Below are 18,800 nucleotides of genomic sequence, written 5' to 3'. Positions count from 1 at the left end.
CGTTCGTCTGGGACGTTTCGTCTCGTCGGCGGGGGACAGATATCGGGGCCGGGGGGCACAAAAATCGCCCACCGAGGTGAGCAGAACCCTCTTGACAATACCTCCGCCGCTAGATAAGGCGCCCGTCAGAACGGGGGGCGTCAAGGGAGGGCGGGGAGCGTGAAACAATCGGCAGAGGCTCACCGGTATCCACAGCGAGCAGGAGACACAGCACGATGCGTATCGGAGTTCTCACCGCAGGCGGCGACTGCCCCGGCTTGAACGCCGTGATCCGGTCGGTCGTGCACCGCGCGGTCGACAACTACGGCGACGAGGTCATCGGGTTCGAGGACGGCTACTCCGGCCTGCTGGACGGCCGCTACCGCTCCCTCGACCTGGAGTCCGTCAGCGGCATCCTGGCCCGCGGCGGCACCATACTCGGCTCCTCCCGGCTGGAGCGCGACCGGCTCCGCGAGGCCTGCGAGAACGCCCCCGACATGATCCACGAGTTCGGGATCGACGCGCTCATCCCGATCGGCGGCGAGGGCACGCTGACCGCCGCGCGCATGCTGAGCGACGCGGGCCTGCCCGTGGTGGGCGTGCCGAAGACGATCGACAACGACATCTCCTCCACGGACCGCACCTTCGGCTTCGACACCGCCGTCGGTGTCGCCACCGAGGCGATGGACCGCCTGAAGACCACCGCCGAGTCGCACCAGCGGGTCATGGTGGTCGAGGTCATGGGCCGGCACGCCGGGTGGATCGCGCTGGAGTCCGGCATGGCGGCCGGCGCGCACGGCATCTGCCTGCCGGAGCGGCCCTTCGACCCGGCCCGCCTCGTCAAGATGGTCGAGGAGCGCTTCGCCCGCGGCAAGAAGTTCGCGGTGGTCTGCGTCGCCGAGGGCGCCCACCCCGTCGACGGCTCCATGGACTACGGCAAGGGCGAGATCGACCAGTTCGGCCACGAGCGCTTCCAGGGCATCGGCACGGCCCTCGCCCACGAGCTGGAGCGGCGGCTCGGCAAGGAGGCCAAGCCGGTCATCCTGGGCCACGTCCAGCGCGGCGGTACGCCGACCGCCTACGACCGGGTGCTCGCCACGCGGTTCGGCTGGCACGCGGTGGAGGCCGCGCACCAGGGCCAGTTCGGCATGATGACCGCGCTGCGCGGGACGGACATCGTGATGGTGCCGCTCGCGGAGGCGGTGACCGAGCTGAAGACGGTCCCCAAGGACCGCATGGACGAGGCCGAGTCGGTCTTCTAACCCGCCCCCGGGCCGGCGCCGTCCTGGAGTCTGGCCCAGAAGTGCTCCACGATCCGCTCGAGGAACTCCTCGCCGGCGTCGCCCGCGTCCCCGCTGCCGCCGCCCCAGCTCAGCGTGGACGCCATGTGCCCCTGGTAGTCCTCGTGCAGGGCCTGCAGGGCGCCCTCCAGGTACGGCCGGTCCAGCGGCACCACCTTCGCGACCGGGCGGACGTAGGCCTGCCAGCGGGTGGTGACGGCGCTGCGCAGCAGGTCGCCGAGCTTGGCGTCGCGGCCCGTGACGGTGACGAAGCCGGGCAGGTCGAGCCCGAGCAGCTCGGCGAGGGCCGCCGCCTGGCGGTCGGTGCCGCGCCAGGTGCCGGTCTCCTCCATGCGCAGATACGTGTGCACGTCGTGCCCGACGGCCCGGGCCACGTCCTCCGGGGCGAGGCAGCGGGCGATGCGGTGCTCGCGCAGGGTCCGCGGTCTGCCGATGAGTTCGGCCGGGGAGCACCACAACACGCCCGCGAGGGCGGTGAGTTCGGCGTTGGACGGGGCGGTGATCCCGCGTTCCCAGGAGACGACGTGGCCCGGACCGACGTGGGGATGCCCGTAGGAGACCCGCATGCCGTAGGCGACGTGGTCGGGGGTCATGCCGAGGGCCGCGCGCAGACGGCGGGCGGCCGGGGCGTTGAAGGGCGGAGCCGTCGCGGTGGAGGGCTCGCTCGGACGGGGTGATGGTCGGTGCACGGGCCTCAAGCTAAGGGCGCCGGGCTGCGGCGACTACGGTCTGTTCGGCCAGGAACACGGATTGTAGGAAGCTACGGCTACCGGCGGGTTCGGACCGGGCCGGAGAGCGCCTGTCGGGTGGACGGGTGTGCGGGCCGGGGCGGCACCGGGTGCGTGATCACGGACCGGGCGGGGCGGTGCGCCGGGCGAACGGCAAGCTCAACGGGCATATTCGCCGGCGGCCCGGCGTGCCACGCCGGTGCCGCCCGCCGGCGGTGACGGCGGACGGGGGCCGCCGGGCGTCGCCCAGGCGGGCGGACATCGAAGGCGTGTACGTCAAGGGTGCCCCCCGATCGGGTGGAGGAAGGGGGCGAACTCGCGGCGCGATCCGTACGTTTCGCGGTGGACGAGGGCGTGCGGCCCGTCGCCCGTACCCCGCCATCCCCCGGTTGCCGTGCGCGACCGGCGGCTGAGGGGCCGTCACTGCCCCGTGACCCAGCGGTACTGCAGCTCCGGGCGCCCCACCGTGCCGTACTGCGGGCGGCGGGCGGCCCGGCCCGCGTCCACCAGGTGTTCCAGGTAACGGCGGGCCGTGATGCGGGAGATGCCGACGGTCTCCGCGACACCGGCGGCCGTGAGGCCCTCCGCGCTGTCGCGCAGGGCGACCGTCACCCGCTCCAGCGTCGGCGCGCTCAGCCCTTTGGGCAGCGCGGCCGGGCCCGGGGCGCGCAGGGTGGCGAGCGCCCGGTCCACCTCGTCCTGGCCGCTGGCCTCGCCGACCGCCGCGCGGAACTCGGCGTAGCGCACGAGGCGGTCGCGCAGGGTCGCGAAGGTGAACGGCTTCAGGACGTACTGCACGACGCCGAGCGAGACGCCCTCGCGCACCACGGCCAGGTCGCGGGCCGACGTCACCGCTATCACGTCGGCGTGGTGGCCGGCCGCCCGCAGGGAGCGGGCCAGTTGCAGGCCGTGCACGTCCGGCAGGTGCAGGTCGAGCAGCAGCAGGTCCACCGGGGTGCGCTCCAGGACCCGGCGGGCCTCCGCGCCCGTGTGCGCCTTGCCGACGGCGGCGAACCCCGGCACCCGCCCCACGTACAGGACGTGCGCGTCGGCGGCGACCGGGTCGTCCTCCACCACCAGGACGCGGATCACCTTCTCGCTGCCGGTCATGCGTCGCCTCCCGCGCTGTCGGCCCCCGGAACCGCGCACGCCGCGCCCCGGGCCGCCGGCCCCGGCTCGCGCAGCGGCAGCCGCACCTCGAACCGCGCCCCGCCCCCGTCCGCCCGCGTCACCGCCAGCGCGCCGCCGTGCCGCTGCGCGGCCTGCCGTACGAGCGCCAGGCCCAGGCCCCGGCCGCCCGGGCCCGCCGGCTTCGTCGAGAAGCCGCGCTGGAAGACCGCCTCGGCGTGCTCGGGGTCCACGCCCGGACCGGTGTCCGACACCCGCAGCACCAGCTCGGGCACACCGTCGCCGGCCCCGCTCTCCCCGGCCTCCCGGGTGTACGCCGCCACCCGCACCTGGGCCCGCACGCTGCCCTGTGCCGCGTCCACGGCGTTGTCGATCAGGTTGCCGAGGATGGTCACCAGGTCCCGGGCCGGCAGGGTCTCGGGCAGCAGGCCGTCGTCCAGGCTGCTGTCCTGCGACACCACCAGCTCCACGCCCCGCTCGTTCGCCTGGGCCGTCTTGCCCAGCAGCAGCGCCGCCAGCACCGGCTCGCTCACCGCCGCCACGACCTGGTCGGTCAGCGCCTGCGCCAGCTCCAGCTCGGCCGTCGCGAACTCCACCGCTTCCTCCGCCCGGCCCAGCTCGATCAGCGAGACCACCGTGTGCAGCCGGTTCGCCGCCTCGTGCGCCTGCGAGCGCAGTGCCTGGGTGAAACCCCGCTCGGAGTCCAACTCGCCCATCAGCGACTGCAGTTCGGTGACGTCGCGCAGGGTGACGACGGTACCGCGCCGTTCGCCGCCCGACACCGGGGAGGTGTTGACGACCAGCACCCGGGACGCCGCCAGATGGACCTCGTCCACCCGCGGCTCCGACGCCAGCAGGGCGCCCGTCAGCAGCGCGGGCAGCCCCAGCTCCGCCACCGACCTGCCCACCACGTCCCCCTCCACACCGAGCAGCTCCCGGCCGCCGTCGTTGATCAGCGCCACACGGTACTGCCCGTCCAGCATCAGCAACCCCTCGCGCACCGCGTGCAGGGCGGCCTGGTGGTAGTCGTGCATCCGGCTCAGCTCGGCCGCGTTCATCCCGTGGGTGTGGCGGCGCAGCCGGGCGTTGATGACGTAGGTGCCGACCGCGCCCAGGACCAGGGCGCCGGCCGCGACGCCCAGCAGGGCCGTGAGCTGGTCCTCGACGCGCTGGGTGATCTCCTCGACCCGGATGCCCGCGCTGACCAGGCCGACGACCTCGGAGCCGTCCCGGATCGGGGTGACCGCGCGGACCGACGGGCCGAGCGTGCCGGTGTAGGTCTCGGTGAAGGTCCCGCCCCGCAGCGCCTTCTCGGTGTGGCCCCGGAAGGTCTGGCCGATCTGCCGCGGGTCGGGGTGCGTCCAGCGGATGCCCCGCGGATCCATGATCGTGACGAAGTCGACCTCGGTGTCCCGCATCACCTTCAGCGCGTACGGCTGCAGCACGGCGGACGGATCGGAGGTGCGGATCGCCGCCGGCACGGACGGGGAGTCGGCCACCGAGCGGGCCACCGCGCTGGCCTGGCGGGCCGCGGCCTCCTCGGCCTGGCTGCGGTCGCTGACGTAGGTGAACAGCGCGTATCCGGCCACGACGACCGCTATCAGCACGGCCTGCATGGCGAAGAGCTGCCCCGCCAGACTGCGGGGACGGGGGACGGAGAAGCGCATGCCGTCAGTCTGCCTCGTGGCTGATTGTGAACTAAATGAACGGAAGGGTGACCGCGCTCACAGGGGACGACATAGTCACGGCATTCCCCATAACGCATCTCCGGGAGCCCCGCTCCCTGTTTCTCGGAGTTCCCCGGAGTCTTCCCGGACGTGAGCCGCACGCCGGTGATGCCGACGACGTCGTCAAGGAGGGCCGCCGTGACCAGCGCAGCCGATACGGCACCTGCCGCACCCAGGGCCAAGCGGGACCGCACGCACTATCTCTACATCGCGGTGATCATCGCGGTCGCCGCCGGAATCGCGGTGGGTCTGGCCGCGCCCGGCTTCGCCGTGGAGCTGAAGCCGATCGGTACCGGCTTCGTGAACCTGATCAAGATGATGATCTCGCCGATCATCTTCTGCACGATCGTCCTCGGCATCGGCTCGGTGCGCAAGGCCGCCAAGGTCGGTGCCGTCGGCGGTATCGCCCTGAGCTACTTCATGGTGATGTCGCTGGTCGCGCTGGGCATCGGCCTGGTCGTCGGCAACATCCTGGAGCCGGGCACGAGCCTGGCGGTGACCGACGCGGTCAAGGACGCCGGTCACGCCCAGGTCGACGCCGAGGCCAAGGACACCACCGAGTTCCTGCTCGGGATCATCCCGACCACGATCGTGTCCGCCTTCACCAACGAGTCGGTGCTGCAGACCCTGCTGGTCGCGCTGCTCGCCGGTTTCGCGCTGCAGGGCATGGGCGCGGCGGGCCAGCCGATCCTGCGCGGCATCGAGCACATCCAGCGGCTCGTCTTCCGCATCCTTGCCATGGTGATGTGGGCCGCCCCGATCGGCGCCTTCGGCGCCATCGCCGCCGTCACCGGCTCCGCCGGCCTGGACGCGCTCAAGAGCCTCGCGGTGCTGATGCTCGGCTTCTACGTCACCTGCTTCCTCTTCGTCTTCATCGTGCTCGGCGTGCTGCTGCGCGTGATCTCCGGCCTGAACATCCTCACGCTCTTCAAGTACCTGGGCCGCGAGTTCCTGCTGATCCTGTCCACGTCCTCCTCGGAGTCCGCGCTGCCGCGCCTCATCGCGAAGATGGAGCACCTGGGCGTCAGCAAGCCGGTGGTCGGCATCACCGTCCCGACCGGCTACTCCTTCAACCTCGACGGCACCATGATCTACATGACCATGGCCTCGCTGTTCATCGCCGACGCCATGGGCACCCCGATGTCCATCGGCGAGCAGATCCCGCTGCTGCTCTTCCTGCTGGTCGCCTCCAAGGGCGCCGCCGGTGTCACCGGCGCCGGTCTCGCGACGCTGGCCGGCGGTCTGCAGTCGCACAAGCCGGCCCTGGTGGACGGCATCGGCCTCATCGTCGGCATCGACCGCTTCATGAGCGAGGCCCGCGCCCTGACGAACTTCGCGGGCAACGCCGTCGCCACCGTCCTGATCGGCACCTGGACCAAGGAGATCGACAAGGGGCGGGTGAACGAGGTCCTCGCCGGCCGGCTCCCCTTCGACGAGAAGACCCTGCTGGACGACGGCCACGGCGAGCCGGAGGGCGAGCCCGCCGGGGCGGTCGAGCGGGGCGGCGAGAAGGAGCTGGCCAAGGCCTGAGCCGCGCCGCACGGTGAGACTCCGGGCGGCTGGGTGTCCCCCGTCGCTCAGCCGCCCGGTCCTTAACCTCACCCGTTCACGAGTTCAGCTTCGCCACCAGTGCGGTGGCTCTGGAGGCGGGCACGCCCGCCGCGGTCAGCACCGAGACCGCGGCGCAGCGGCCCGCCTCATGTGCTGTCAGCAGGCCGTCGTTCACCGCCTCCATCACCGCGAACAGCATCTGCTCGTGCACGTACGCCAGGGCCGGTGCGGGCAGTGGTGAGACGAAGACGTTCTCGTCCAGGCCGCGCTGCAGCAGCCCGACGCTCACCTCCCGCACCGGCGCGAGCCGCTCCCGGATGCCCTGCATGGTGACCGTGCGCTGGGCGAGCGCGATCAGCAGCCGGTAGCGGTCGGCGATCTCCCACACCGCCAGCACCGAGCGCGCCACGGCCTCCGCCGGGTCGTCCACGCCCTCGCGTCCCGCCGCGTCCGCCTCCGACAGCGCCTGGACGGCCTCGTCGACGAGCGTGCTGATCAGCGCGTCACGGCTCGGGAAGTGCCCGTACACGGTCCTGCGCACCACGCCCGCGGCGCGCGCGATCTGGTCCATGGACGCGTCCGGGTCCCGCAGCAGCTCGGCGAGGGCGACGTCGAGGATGCGGCGCCGGTTGGCTTCGGCGCGATGGCTGGTGCCCGTGGTCATGGACGTCATTGTGCCCCTCCTCCAGCGACTTGCACAGCACTGTGCAACGACGTACATTGCACAGCGTTGTGCAAATGCACACCCCTGTGCAAGTCTGGGAGGAAGGCGACCCCTCATGCGACTCGTGACGACCAAGCCGGCCGACAGGACGGACGGCCCCTACGCCCGGCGCTGGTGGGCCCTGCTCGTCCTGTGCCTGAGCCTGCTGATCATCGTGATGGCGAACACCGCCCTCACCGTGGCCGCGCCCGACATGACCGAGGACCTCGGCCTGTCCAGCGCGGACCTGCAGTGGGTCATCGACGGCTACACCGTCCCGTACGCGGCGCTGATGCTGCTGCTGGGCGCGATCGGCGACAAGTACAGCCGCCGGGGCGCGCTCGTCCTGGGACTGCTGGTGTTCGGCGGCGGCTCGGTCTTCGGGTTCCTCGCCGACAGCGCGGCGACGGTCGTCGCGGCCCGGGCCGTGATGGGCGCCGGCGCCGCGATGATCATGCCCGCCACGCTGTCCCTGCTCGCCGCGACCTTCCCGCGGGCCGAGCGCGCCAAGGCCATCACCCTGTGGACGGCCACCGCCGGACTCGCCATCGCGGCCGGTCCGCTGGTCGCCGGGGCGCTGCTGGAGCGGCACGGCTGGTCGTCGACGTTCCTCATCAACGTGCCGATCGCGGCCCTGGCCGTCGTCGGCGCCTTCGTCCTCGTGCCGCCGTCCAAAGCCGCGCACCACGGGCGCATCGACTACGGCGGCGGGCTGCTGTCGGTGGTGTGGATCGCCGCGCTGGTCTACACGATCATCGAGGGCCCGCACTTCGGCTGGGGCGCCGAGGCCGTCACGGCGGCGGCCGTCGCCGGGGCCGGGTTCGTGGCCTTCGTGCTGTGGGAGCTGCGCCACCCGCGTCCCGTGCTCGACGTCCGCCGCTTCGCCGACCGCGGCTTCGCGGGCTCCAACCTCGCCGTCGCGCTGTTCTTCCTGGCGGTGTTCGGCGCCTTCTACTACCTGACGCAGCACCTGCAGTTCGTCCTCGGCCACGACGCCCTGGGCACGGGAGCGCGGATGCTGCCGCTGGCCGGTGCCGTGTTCGCGGGCTCCGCCCTGACCGGTTACCTCACGCCCCGGGTCGGCATGAAGTGGACCGTCACAGCGGGCATGGTCGGCGGCACCGCGGCCCTCGCCCTGCTCACCCGGATCGACGCCGGGTCGTCGTACGGCGACCTCGTGGCGCCGCTGGTGGTGCTGGGGCTGGCCATCGGGCTGGCGCTGTCGCCCTGCACGGACGCGATCATGGGGGCGTTCCCGGAGTCCGAGCTGGGCGTCGGCGGGGCGGTGAACGACACCTCGCTGGAACTGGGCGGTTCGCTCGGCATCGCGGTCCTCGGCTCGCTGCTGGCCACCTCGTACTCCGGCCATCTCGCGGACGCGACCGCAGGCAGCGGGCTCCCCGCCTCCGCGCTGGACACCGCCCAGGACTCCGTCGGCGCCGGCTACGCCGTGGCCCGGGGGCTCGGGGACAAGGCACGGCAGCTGGCCGAGCAGGCCGGGCAGGCGGGCGATCCGCAGCAGGCGGAGCGGCTGCGCGCGCAGGCGGAGCAACTCGGCGGCGGCGCGCGGCGGATGGCCGACGCGGTGGGGTCGTCCTTCGCGGACGCGGTCGCCCACACCAGTCTGGTGGGGGCCGTGGTGCTGGGCGTCGGCACGCTGGCCGTGGCGCTGCTGCTGCCGGGCCGGACCAAGGCGGCGACCCGGCCGGCCGAGCCGGCCGAGGAGCGGGAGCGGGAGACCGCCGGGGTGCGCTGAGGTGTCGCCCTGGCGTCGGCGGTGTTGCCTTGGCGTCGGCGGTGTTGCCTTGACGTCGGCGTCAAGGGCTACGTTCGCGGGATGCGAATCGGCGAGCTGGCCGCACGCGCCGGGACCACCACGCGCACGCTGCGGTACTACGAGGCGCGCGGGCTGCTGCCCGCGCGCCGCACGGACAACAATCACCGGACCTACGACGAGTGCGATCTGCGGCTGCTGCGGCAGATCCGCACGCTGCAGGACTTCGGGTTCGGCCTGGAGGAGACGCGGCCCTTCGTGGAGTGCCTGCGCGCCGGGCACCCCCAAGGGGACACCTGCCCGGCGTCGCTCGCGGTCTACCGCCGCAAGCTGGACGAACTCGACGCGCTGCTGGAGCAGTTGAGCGGCGTGCGGGAGACGGTCGCGCGGCAGCTGGCACGGGCCGAACTGGCCGCCGAGGCGGCGACTCCGGGGGGTCCGGAGCCGGAGTGCGAGCTGGGAGGGCACACATGGTGACCGAGGTGACCGAGGTGACCGACGCGGACTTCGAGGCGGAGGTGATCGGCGCGGAGCTGCCGGTACTGGTGGAGTTCACCGCCGACTGGTGCCCGCCGTGCCGGCAGATGGCTCCGGTGCTGAAGGCCGTCGCCGCCGAGGTGGGCGACCGGCTGAAGGTGGTGCAGCTGGACGTCGACGCCAACCCGGCGACGACCAACGCCTACAAGGTGCTGTCGATGCCGACCTTCATGGTCTTCCGCGACGGCGAGCCCGTGAAGGCGATGGTCGGCGCGCGGGCCAGGCGGCGGCTGCTCGACGAGCTCGCCGAGGTGCTGTAGACGACAGGCCCGGAAACAGGGAAATCCCCCGAGTAATTGCACTCGGGGGATTTCCTTGCGTATATTCGTCTGTTCGTGACTTCACGTCGATTGATGTCACAAAGAAGCTCAGTGGGCACAGTATATCCGGGCGGGAGCGGAATTGTCAAACACCGAATTGCCGGACGATGAATTGCGGCAGGAACAGGAATTCGTCGACGGGTTGTACGCGCGCGTGGACGCGCTGCGCGGCGACGCCGAGACCTCCGTCACGGACGCGCTCGCGCAGGGCGACACCCCCATGCAGGCCAGACTGGAGCGGGACATCCTCGTCGCCGAGCGCTCCGGGCTGCTCGCCGCGCTGAACGCGGTCGACGGCTCCCTGTGCTTCGGCCGCATCGACCTCACCTCCGGCGTCACCCACCACATCGGCCGCATCGGCCTGCGCACCGACGACGCCGAGCGCACCCCCGTCCTGATCGACTGGCGCGCCGACGTCGCCCGCCCCTTCTACCTGGCCACCGGCCACACCCCGATGGGGCTCAGGCGCCGGCGGCACATCGCCACCGAGGGCCGCACGGTCACCCACCTGCACGACGAGATCCTCGACCTCGGCGACGAGAGGCGCACCGGCCACGAGGACCCCACGGGCGACGCCGTGCTGCTCGCCGCGCTCAACTCCGCGCGCACCGGCCGCATGGGCGACATCGTGCGGACCATCCAGGCCGACCAGGACCGCATCATCCGCGCCCCGCACCGCGGTGTGCTCGTGGTGGAGGGCGGCCCGGGCACCGGCAAGACCGCCGTCGCCCTGCACCGCGCCGCCTACCTGCTGTACGAGCACCGCGAGCTGCTCGCCAAGCGGGCGGTGCTGATCGTGGGGCCCAACCCGGCGTTCCTCGGCTACATCGGCGAGGTGCTGCCCTCCCTCGGCGAGACAGGCGTGCTCCTCGCGACCGTCGGCGAGCTGTACCCCGGCGTGAAGGCGACCGCCACGGACACGCCCGAGGCCGCCGCCGTCAAGGGCCGCGCCGACCTGGCCGAGGTGCTCGCCGAGGCCGTCCGCAGCCGGCAGGCGCTGCCCGACCCGGTCATCGCCATCGAGCACGACCGCGAGGTCCTCATGCTCGACGACGGCCTGGTGAACGTCGCCCGGGAGCGCACCCGCGCCGCCGGGCTGCCGCACAACGCGGCCCGCGAGCACTTCGAGGGGCACATCCTCAACGCGCTCACCGACCTGTACGCCGAGCGGATCGGCACCGACCCCTTCGACGGGTCCAGCCTCCTCGACCCCAGCGACATCACCCAGATCCGCGACGACCTCGCCGAGAACCCCGAGGTGTGGGCCGCGATCGACCAGCTGTGGCCGGTGCTGACCCCGCAGCGGCTCGTCGCGGACTTCCTCGCCGCGCCCGAGGAGTTCCTGTCCGAGGCGGACGCCGACGCCGTACGCCGCCCCGTCACACGGCGCTGGACCGTCGCGGACGTGCCGCTGCTCGACGAGGCCGCCGAACTCCTCGGCGAGGACGACCGGTCGGCCCGGGAGCGCGCCGAGCGCGAGCGCGAGCGGCAGATCGCCTACGCGCAGGGCGTGCTGGACGTGTCGTACGCGTCCCGGACCTACGAGTTCGAGGACAAGGAGGAGGACGACCCCGAGAGCTCCGAGGTGCTGTCCGCGCACGACATCATCGACGCGGAGCGGTTCGCCGAGCGGCACGAGGAGGACGACCACCGCAGCGCCGCCGAACGCGCCGCCGCCGACCGCGGCTGGGCGTTCGGGCACATCATCGTCGACGAGGCGCAGGAACTGTCGCCGATGGCGTGGCGGCTGCTGATGCGGCGCAGCCCGACCCGCTCGATGACGCTGGTCGGCGACCCGGCGCAGACCGCGGAGGCGGCCGGGGTCGGCTCCTGGGCGGACATCCTCTCCCCGTACGTCGAGGACCGCTGGGAGCACACCCGGCTCGGCGTCAACTACCGCACCCCGGCCGAGATCATGGACGTGGCGGCGGCCGTGGTCCGTGCCGAGCACCCGGACTTCGAGCCGCCGAGCTCGGTGCGCTCCACCGGCGTACGGCCCTGGGCGCGCGCCACCGACGACCTCCCGGGCGCCGTCGCCAAGGCGGTCGGCGAGCTCACCCCGCAGGAGGGACGGCTCGCGGTGATCGCGCCCCGCGACCTCCACCGGGGCATCGCCGCCCGGCTGGACGGCGTCACGGCGGGCGCCGAACCCGACCTCACGCGGTCGGTCGTCCTGCTCGACCCGCGGCAGGCCAAGGGCCTGGAGTTCGACTCCGTCCTGGTCGTCGAGCCCGGCCGCTACGGCACCAGCGACCTGTACGTGGCCCTGACCCGGGCCACCCAGCGGCTGGGCGTGGTGCACACCGGGGAGCTGCCGAAGGCCCTGGCGGAGTCCTTCGCGTAACGCCCGCCCCGCCGCGTGGACCGGACCCGCTGTGACGGAAGCCGAGCCTCCGTCACAGCGGGGTCACGGGCCGTCTAGGCCGGGCGCAGCCAGACCGTGGCCAGCGGCGGCAGGGTCAGGCGGATGCTCGCCGGACGGCCGTGCCAGGGCTGGGCCTCGGGCTTGACCGGGTCGGGGTTGGTGACGCCGCTGCCCCCGTAGCGGGCCGCGTCGGTGTTGACCGCCTCGTGCCAGGCGGGGACGTCCTCGGGCACGCCCAGGCGGTAGTCCTCGCGCACCACCGGGGCGAAGTGGGAGACCGCCAGCACGGGCCGGCCCTCGGGGTCCAGCCGCAGGAACGCGAGGACGTTGTCGTCGGCGGCGTCCCCGACGATCCACTCGAAGCCGGCCGGGTCCGTGTCCAGGCGCCACAGCGCGGGCGTGGCGCGGTAGACCGTGTTGAGGTCGCGGACCAGGTCGCGCACGCCCCGGTGGTCGGCCTGAGCCCCGTAGCCCGGGTCCAGCAGCCACCAGTCCGGGCCGTGCGCCTCGGACCACTCGGCGCCCTGCGCGAACTCCTGCCCCATGAAGAGCAGTTGCTTGCCCGGATGGGCCCACATATAGCCCAGGTAGGAGCGGACCGAGGCGCGCTGCTGCCACCAGTCACCCGGCATCTTCGACACCAGGGATCCCTTGCCGTGCACGACCTCGTCGTGGGAGATCGGCAGGACGTAGTTCTCGCTGTAGGCGTACACCATCGAGAACGTCATCTCGTGGTGGTGGTACTTGCGGTGCACCGGCTCGTGGCTCATGTACTGCAGCGAGTCGTGCATCCAGCCCATGTTCCACTTCAGCCCGAACCCGAGCCCGCCGAAGCCGCTGGGGCCCTTGTGGTGGGTGGCCCGCGTGACGCCGTCCCACGCGGTGGACTCCTCGGCGACCGTGACCACGCCGGGCACCCTGCGGTACACCGTCGCGTTCATCTCCTGCAGGAACGCCACCGCGTCCAGGTTCTCCCGGCCGCCGTGCTCGTTGGGCGTCCACTGGCCCGGCTCGCGCGAGTAGTCCAGGTACAGCATCGAGGCGACCGCGTCCACGCGCAGCCCGTCGATGTGGAACTCCTCGCACCAGTACACGGCGTTCGCCACGAGGAAGTTGCGCACCTCGTTACGCCCGAAGTCGAACTCCAGCGTGCCCCAGTCGGGGTGCGCGGCCCGCAGCGGGTCCGCGTGCTCGTACAGGGGACGGCCGTCGAACTCGGCGAGCGCCCAGTCGTCGCGAGGGAAGTGCGCCGGCACCCAGTCCATGAGGACGCCGATGCCGGCCTGGTGCAGCTTGTCGACCAGGTACCGGAAGTCGTCCGGGGTGCCCAGCCGGGCCGTCGGCGCGTAGAAGCCGGTGACCTGGTAGCCCCAGGAGCCGCCGAAGGGGTGCTCCGCGACCGGCATCAGCTCCACGTGCGTGAAGCCCAGGTTCTTCACGTACCCGGGAAGCTGCTCGGCGAGCTGACGGTATGTCAGACCCGGGCGCCAGGACGGCAGATGCACCTCGTACACCGAGAACGGCGCCTCGTGCGCCGGGGCCTCGGCGCGCCGGGCCAGCCACTCGGCGTCGCCCCACTCGTAGTGCGAGGAGGTGATGACCGACGAGGTCGCGGGCGGCACCTCGGTGCGGCGGGCCATCGGGTCGGCGCGCATCGTCTTCGAACCGTCCGGGCGGGTGATCTCGAACTTGTACAGCTCGCCCTCGCCGACGTCCGGCAGGAACAGCTCCCACACGCCGGACGAGCCCAGCGACCGCATGGCGTGCCCGGCGCCGTCCCAGAAGTTGAAGGTGCCGGCCACCCGCACGCCGCGCGCGTTCGGCGCCCACACCGCGAAGCGGGTGCCGGTCACGCCCTGGTGGGTCGTCGGGTGGGCGCCCAGCGCCGTCCACAGCTCCTCGTGCCGGCCCTCGCCGATGAGGTGCAGGTCCAGGTCGCCCAGGGTGGGCAGGAAGCGGTAGGGGTCCTCGGTGTCCAGGACCGTCCCCTCGTACTCCACGAGCAGCCGGTACACCGGGACCTCCGCCAGTGGCAGCAGCCCGGAGAAGAACCCCTCCCCGTCGGCGTGCAGCTCCGCCCGCAACTCCCCGGAGACCACGGTCACCGACAGGGCGTACGGCCGGAACGCCCGGAAGGCGACCCCGCCGGGCACCGGGTGGGCGCCGAGCACGGAGTGCGGGGCGTGGTGCGTGCCGCGCAGCAGCCGCTCGCGGTCCACCGCGTCGACGGCGGGCGAGACGGCGATCTCCATCTCCGGCGGCACGACCTGGACCGGGGCGGCCGGCTTCGCGGCGCTCGTGGTGGCCGGGGCCTCGGCGGCCGGCGCCTTCCCGGCGGGTGCCTTCCTGGCCGGTGTCTTCGTGGCGGCGGTCTTCTTGACCGCGGCCTTCTTGGCGGTCGCCGCCTTCTTCGCCGTGGCCTTCACGGCTGTCGCCTTCGTGGCTGTGGCCTTCTTCGCGGTCGCCTTCTTCGCCGCGGGCGCCGCGGCCGCCGGTGCGGCCGGGGCCGTCTCGGCCGGCGCGGCAGCCGTCGTCCCGGGGGCGGTCTTCTTGACGGCGGCCTTCTTCGCCACCGCCTTGCCGGCCGGTGCCTTCTTGGCGGCCGTCTTCTTCGCCGCCGCCTTCTTGGCCGCGGTCTTCCCGGCGGCCGCCGTCTTCACGACGGCCTTCTTCGCCGCGGCCGTCCCCTTCTTGGCCGCTGCCTGTTTCGGCACCGCCGTCTTCTTCGCGGCGCTCTTCGCTTGCGCGGCCGTGGGCTGCTCGGGGATCTTCTCCCCGGCCGTCCCCTTGGGACGCGAACCGCTGGACTCAGGACGGGGGGTCACGGGCGGTGCCTCCTGGGCGAGGGTGGGTCAGTCAGGTCAGGTGGCCGGACGTGGCGAGCCGCTCTACGGCGGCCAGCGGCACCGGCAGCCAGTCGGGGCGGTGCCGCGCCTCGTACACCACCTCGTAGATCGCCTTGTCGGTCTCGTAGGCGCGCAGCAGCACCGGGTCGGTGCGCGGATCGCGGCCGGAGGCCTCCGCGTAGCCGGAGCAGAACGCGGAACGGCACGTCTCGGCCCAGTCCGGCTGCGGCGGGTCGGCCGAGCGCGCCGCGTAGTCGAAGGACCGCAGCATGCCGGCGACGTCCCGCACGACCGGCTGCGGCATGCGCCGCTCGGCCAGCGGGCGGGCCGGCTCGCCCTCGAAGTCGATCAGCCACCACTCGCCGGACGGCGAGCGCAGGCACTGCCCGAGGTGCAGGTCCCCGTGCACGCGCTGGGCGGTCCAGGTGCGGCCCTCGGAGGCCAGGTCGCCCAGCGCCGTGAACGCCGAGCGCAGGCCGCCGGCGTACGGCCTGAGCGCCGGTACGGCGTGGACGGCCGCCTCCAGCCGCTCGATCATGCCGTCGACCATCTGCCCGAGCTGCGCCTGCCCGAACGTGACCGTCGGCAGCGCCCGGGCCAGCGCGGTGTGCACCTCGGCCGTGGCCCGGCCCAGCGCCCGCGCCTCGGCGCCGAAGTCCTCGCCCTTGGCCAGCTCGCGCAGCGCCAGCTCCCAGCCGTCGGAGGCGCCCTGCAGGAACGGCTGGAGCACCCCCAGCACGTACGGCTGGCCGTCCAGGTCCGCGGACCCGGACGAGACGACCGGGTCCGCCCCGGGATCGATGTCGGCGACCATCCAGGCCGTCGGCGCGGGCACCCGGGGGCAGCCCTCGCGAGCCAGCGCCAGCGGCAGCTCCAGGTCCGGGTTGTTCCCGGGCACGATCCGCCGCAGCAGCTTCAGGATGAACGTATCTCCGTAGACGATCGAGGAGTTGGACTGCTCCGCGGTCACCACCCGCGGGACCAGTCCGGAGCGGATGTCCTGGGCGGGGTCCCGGTCGAAACGCAGCCGGCCGATCCGGGCCCGGGTGCGCAGCGCCTCCAGGAGCAGCTCGGCGGGCCGGGTGTCGTGCAGGGCGTCGTAGACCGTCCGTCCGGCGAGCGGGCCCTGGGTCACGTGTCCGATGAGCGCGGGCGCCAGCCGAGGCGGCAGCGCCTCGCGCACGCCTATCAGCAGCTGGTAGCAGTCGCCGGGGTGGCCGGGCACCCCGTGGCCCGCCATCAGTGGCTGGTGGGCGCGGACGAGCAGGTGGTACAGGCCGAGCTTGGCCGAGGGCGGGAGCAGCTCCGTGGCCTCGACCAGGGTGAACCCGGTGACCGGTCGTCCCTTGCCCGCGAACCAGCGCTGCCGCGGCAGCCACTCCCGCAGCAGCGGATCGAGGGAGGCGAGAAGGCCGGGCGGGGTGGTGACGGTGCGTGTGACGGCTTGCGGCATGGCGTCGCGTCCTTTCACCCATTCTGTGTGCGCCTCCGGTGCCTGCGGCCGTTCCGAGGCGCCCCTCCGGCTCACGCGGGTGGCGGGGTGTTACTGATGCGTGCCCCGGGCGGGGCAGGGGAAACGCCCCGCCACGGGGGTTTGCGGCCTGCCCCGCGGATCAGGCCGCGTCAGAGCCGGCCGGACCTCATACGGCGTCCTTGCGGAGCCTGAACCAGTAGAAGCCGTGGCCCCCCAGCGTCAGCAGGTACGGCAGTTCACCGATCGCCGGGAAGCGCACCCCGCCGAACAGCTCCACCGGGTGCCGGCCCTCGAAGGCGCTCAGATCCAGCTCCGTGGGCTGTGCGAAGCGTGAGAAGTTGTTCACGCACAGCACCAGGTCGTCCTCGTACTCCCGCAGGAACGCCAGCACCGCCGGGTTCGTCGACGGCAGCTCGTTGTACGAGCCCAGGCCGAACGCGGGGTTCTGCTTGCGGATCTCGATCATGCGGCGGGTCCAGTGCAGCAGCGACGACGGCGACGCCATGGACGCCTCGACGTTGGTGACCTGGTAGCCGTAGACCGGGTCCATGATCGTGGGCAGGAACAGCCGCCCCGGATCGGACGAGGAGAAGCCCGCGTTGCGGTCGGGCGTCCACTGCATCGGCGTGCGCACCGCGTCGCGGTCGCCGAGCCAGATGTTGTCGCCCATGCCGATCTCGTCGCCGTAGTACAGGATCGGCGAGCCCGGCAGGGACAGCAGCAGGGCCGTGAACAGCTCGATCTGGTTGCGGTCGTTGTCCAGCAGCGGGGCGAGCCTGCGGCGGATGCCGATGTTGGCGCGCATGCGGGGGTCCTTGGCGTACTCCGCCCACATGTAGTCGCGCTCTTCGTCGGTGACCATCTCGAGGGTCAGCTCGTCGTGGTTGCGCAGGAAGATGCCCCACTGGCAGCCCGAGGGAATGGCCGGGGTCTTGGCCAGGATCTCGGAGACGGGGTAGCGGGACTCCCGCCGTACGGCCATGAAGATGCGCGGCATCACCGGGAAGTGGAACGCCATGTGGCACTCGTCGCCGCCGCTCGGGTAGTCGCCGAAGTAGTCGACGACGTCCTCGGGCCACTGGTTGGCCTCGGCGAGCAGCACCGTGTCCGGGTACTGGGCGTCGATCTCCTTGCGCACCCGCTTCAGGAAGGCGTGCGTGGCCGGCAGGTTCTCGCAGTTGGTGCCCTCCTGCTGGTACAGGTACGGCACCGCGTCCAGCCGGAACCCGTCGATGCCCAGGTCGAGCCAGAACTTCAGCGCGGAGATCATCTCCTCCTGCACGGCCGGGTTCTCGTAGTTGAGGTCCGGCTGGTGCGAGAAGAAGCGGTGCCAGTAGTACTGCTTGCGGACGGGGTCGTAGGTCCAGTTGGAGGCCTCGGTGTCGACGAAGATGATCCGCGCGTCCTGGAACTGCTTGTCGTCGTCGGCCCACACGTAGTAGTCGCCGTAGGGGCCGTCGGGATCCTTGCGCGACTCCTGGAACCACGGGTGCTGGTCGCTGGTGTGGTTCATGACGAAGTCGATGATCACGCGCATGCCCCGCTGGTGGGCGGCGTCGACGAACTCCACGAAGTCGGCCAGGTCGCCGAACTCCGGCAGCACGGCCGTGTAGTCGGAGACGTCGTAGCCGCCGTCGCGCAGGGGAGACTTGAAGAACGGCGGCAGCCACAGGCAGTCCACGCCGAGCCACTGCAGGTAGTCGAGTTTGGCGGTCAGGCCCTTCAGGTCACCGACGCCGTCTCCGTTGCTGTCCTGGAACGAGCGGACGAGCACCTCGTAGAAGACGGCGCGCTTGAACCAGTCGGGGTCGCGGTCCCTGGCGGGGGTGTCCTCGAAGGTGTCCGGAACGGGTTCGTTGACGATCATGTTGTGGGTGACCCTCCGATCTGCGGGTTGGACGGTCGCAGAACCGAGAACACGTGCGCGGGACGACGGCCCGGTTCGAGGCGCACATAGTTGGCCCTGCCCCAGTGATAGGTCTCGCCGGTGAGCTCGTCGCGCACCGGCACCGACTCGTGCCAGTCCAGGCCGAGTTGCGGCATGTCCAACGAGACCGTGGCCTCCTGGGTGTGGTGGGGGTCGAGGTTGGCGACCACCAGAACCGTGTTCGAACCCTTCCTCTTCGAGTACACGAGCACCGCTTCCTTGTCCGCGTGGTGGAAGTGGAGGTCGCGCAGCTGCTGGAGCGCGGGGTTCTCCCGCCGGACGGTGTTGAGCCTGGTGAGCAGCGGGGCGATCGTGCGGCCCTCGCGCTCCGCCGCCTCCCAGTCACGGGGCCTGAGCTGGTACTTCTCGGAGTCGAGGTATTCCTCGCTGCCTTCGCGGAGCGGGGTGTTCTCGCACAGTTCGTAGCCGGAGTAGATGCC

General features: G+C 72.2%; 14 protein-coding genes. 6 read left to right on the top strand and 8 right to left on the bottom strand.

Features of this window, described 5'->3' with window-relative positions:
• The first annotated feature begins 215 nt into the window (after positions 1-215).
• Entirely contained in the window at positions 216-1,241 is a 1,026-nt protein-coding gene (locus ABZY20_RS35875; protein ID WP_356447509.1) for an ATP-dependent 6-phosphofructokinase, read from the top strand.
• Here the strand turns inward: ABZY20_RS35875 and ABZY20_RS35870 are convergent.
• The 3 genes from ABZY20_RS35870 to ABZY20_RS35860 all read right to left on the bottom strand — a co-directional run bounded on the left by ABZY20_RS35870 (position 1,238) and on the right by ABZY20_RS35860 (position 4,803).
• The gene (locus ABZY20_RS35870) at positions 1,238-1,969 is read right to left on the bottom strand and encodes a helix-turn-helix transcriptional regulator (protein ID WP_356447508.1); all 732 of its coding nucleotides are present in this window, start codon (positions 1,967-1,969) and stop codon (positions 1,238-1,240) included. The two genes, ABZY20_RS35875 and ABZY20_RS35870, sit on opposite strands and share 4 nt — an antisense overlap.
• 459 nt (positions 1,970-2,428) lie before the next feature.
• Positions 2,429-3,118 carry a response regulator gene (locus tag ABZY20_RS35865; protein ID WP_356447507.1) on the bottom strand — a complete coding sequence of 230 codons (690 nt, stop codon included), beginning with the start codon at positions 3,116-3,118 and terminating at the stop codon, positions 2,429-2,431.
• Positions 3,115-4,803, bottom strand: coding sequence for a sensor histidine kinase (locus ABZY20_RS35860; protein ID WP_356447505.1), 1,689 nt, complete (start codon positions 4,801-4,803; stop codon positions 3,115-3,117). The genes ABZY20_RS35865 and ABZY20_RS35860 overlap by 4 nt, the downstream gene beginning before the upstream one ends.
• Positions 4,804-5,001: 198 nt before the next feature.
• Between ABZY20_RS35860 and ABZY20_RS35855 the strand changes: the two genes are divergently transcribed.
• The gene (locus tag ABZY20_RS35855) at positions 5,002-6,393 is read left to right on the top strand and encodes a cation:dicarboxylase symporter family transporter (RefSeq protein WP_356447503.1); all 1,392 of its coding nucleotides are present in this window, start codon (positions 5,002-5,004) and stop codon (positions 6,391-6,393) included.
• A gap of 76 nt (positions 6,394-6,469) precedes the next feature.
• Here the strand turns inward: ABZY20_RS35855 and ABZY20_RS35850 are convergent, their stop codons facing one another.
• Entirely contained in the window at positions 6,470-7,087 is a 618-nt protein-coding gene (locus ABZY20_RS35850) for a TetR/AcrR family transcriptional regulator (protein WP_356447501.1), read from the bottom strand.
• A gap of 106 nt (positions 7,088-7,193) precedes the next feature.
• Between ABZY20_RS35850 and ABZY20_RS35845 the strand changes: the two genes are divergently transcribed.
• The 4 genes from ABZY20_RS35845 (at position 7,194) to ABZY20_RS35830 (ending at position 12,092) form a co-directional block, all read left to right on the top strand.
• Positions 7,194-8,873: an MFS transporter gene (locus ABZY20_RS35845; protein WP_356447499.1), complete on the top strand. Its 1,680-nt coding sequence runs from the start codon at positions 7,194-7,196 to the stop codon at positions 8,871-8,873.
• 81 nt (positions 8,874-8,954) lie between these two features.
• Entirely contained in the window at positions 8,955-9,368 is a 414-nt protein-coding gene (locus ABZY20_RS35840) for a MerR family transcriptional regulator (RefSeq protein WP_356447497.1), read from the top strand.
• Positions 9,362-9,688 (top strand): thioredoxin domain-containing protein, encoded by a 327-nt coding sequence (locus ABZY20_RS35835; protein ID WP_356447495.1) that lies wholly within the window; start codon positions 9,362-9,364, stop codon positions 9,686-9,688. The genes ABZY20_RS35840 and ABZY20_RS35835 overlap by 7 nt, the downstream gene beginning before the upstream one ends.
• 142 nt (positions 9,689-9,830) lie before the next feature.
• Positions 9,831-12,092 carry an ATP-dependent DNA helicase gene (locus ABZY20_RS35830; RefSeq protein ID WP_356447493.1) on the top strand — a complete coding sequence of 754 codons (2,262 nt, stop codon included), beginning with the start codon at positions 9,831-9,833 and terminating at the stop codon, positions 12,090-12,092.
• A 74-nt stretch (positions 12,093-12,166) separates the two neighbouring features.
• On the opposite strand, the gene glgB is transcribed toward ABZY20_RS35830, so the two are convergent.
• The 4 genes from glgB to ABZY20_RS35810 all read right to left on the bottom strand — a co-directional run.
• Positions 12,167-14,938 carry a 1,4-alpha-glucan branching enzyme gene (gene glgB / locus ABZY20_RS35825; RefSeq protein ID WP_356447491.1) on the bottom strand — a complete coding sequence of 924 codons (2,772 nt, stop codon included), beginning with the start codon at positions 14,936-14,938 and terminating at the stop codon, positions 12,167-12,169.
• Positions 14,939-14,969: 31 nt separating this feature from the next.
• On the bottom strand, positions 14,970-16,412 hold the full coding sequence (locus ABZY20_RS35820) for a maltokinase (RefSeq protein WP_356447489.1): 1,443 nt from the start codon (positions 16,410-16,412) through the stop codon (positions 14,970-14,972).
• A gap of 187 nt (positions 16,413-16,599) precedes the next feature.
• Positions 16,600-18,300, bottom strand: coding sequence for a maltose alpha-D-glucosyltransferase (gene treS, locus ABZY20_RS35815; RefSeq protein ID WP_356447487.1), 1,701 nt, complete (start codon positions 18,298-18,300; stop codon positions 16,600-16,602).
• On the bottom strand, positions 18,297-18,800 hold a 504-nt coding region (locus ABZY20_RS35810; protein WP_356447485.1), incomplete at its 5' end, for a DUF3459 domain-containing protein. The genes ABZY20_RS35810 and treS, both read right to left, overlap by 4 nt.

The organism is Streptomyces sp. NPDC006624, from assembly GCF_040611555.1.
Taxonomy (GTDB): Bacteria; Actinomycetota; Actinomycetes; order Streptomycetales; family Streptomycetaceae; genus Streptomyces.
This window is presented reverse-complemented; position numbering and strand designations above follow the sequence as displayed.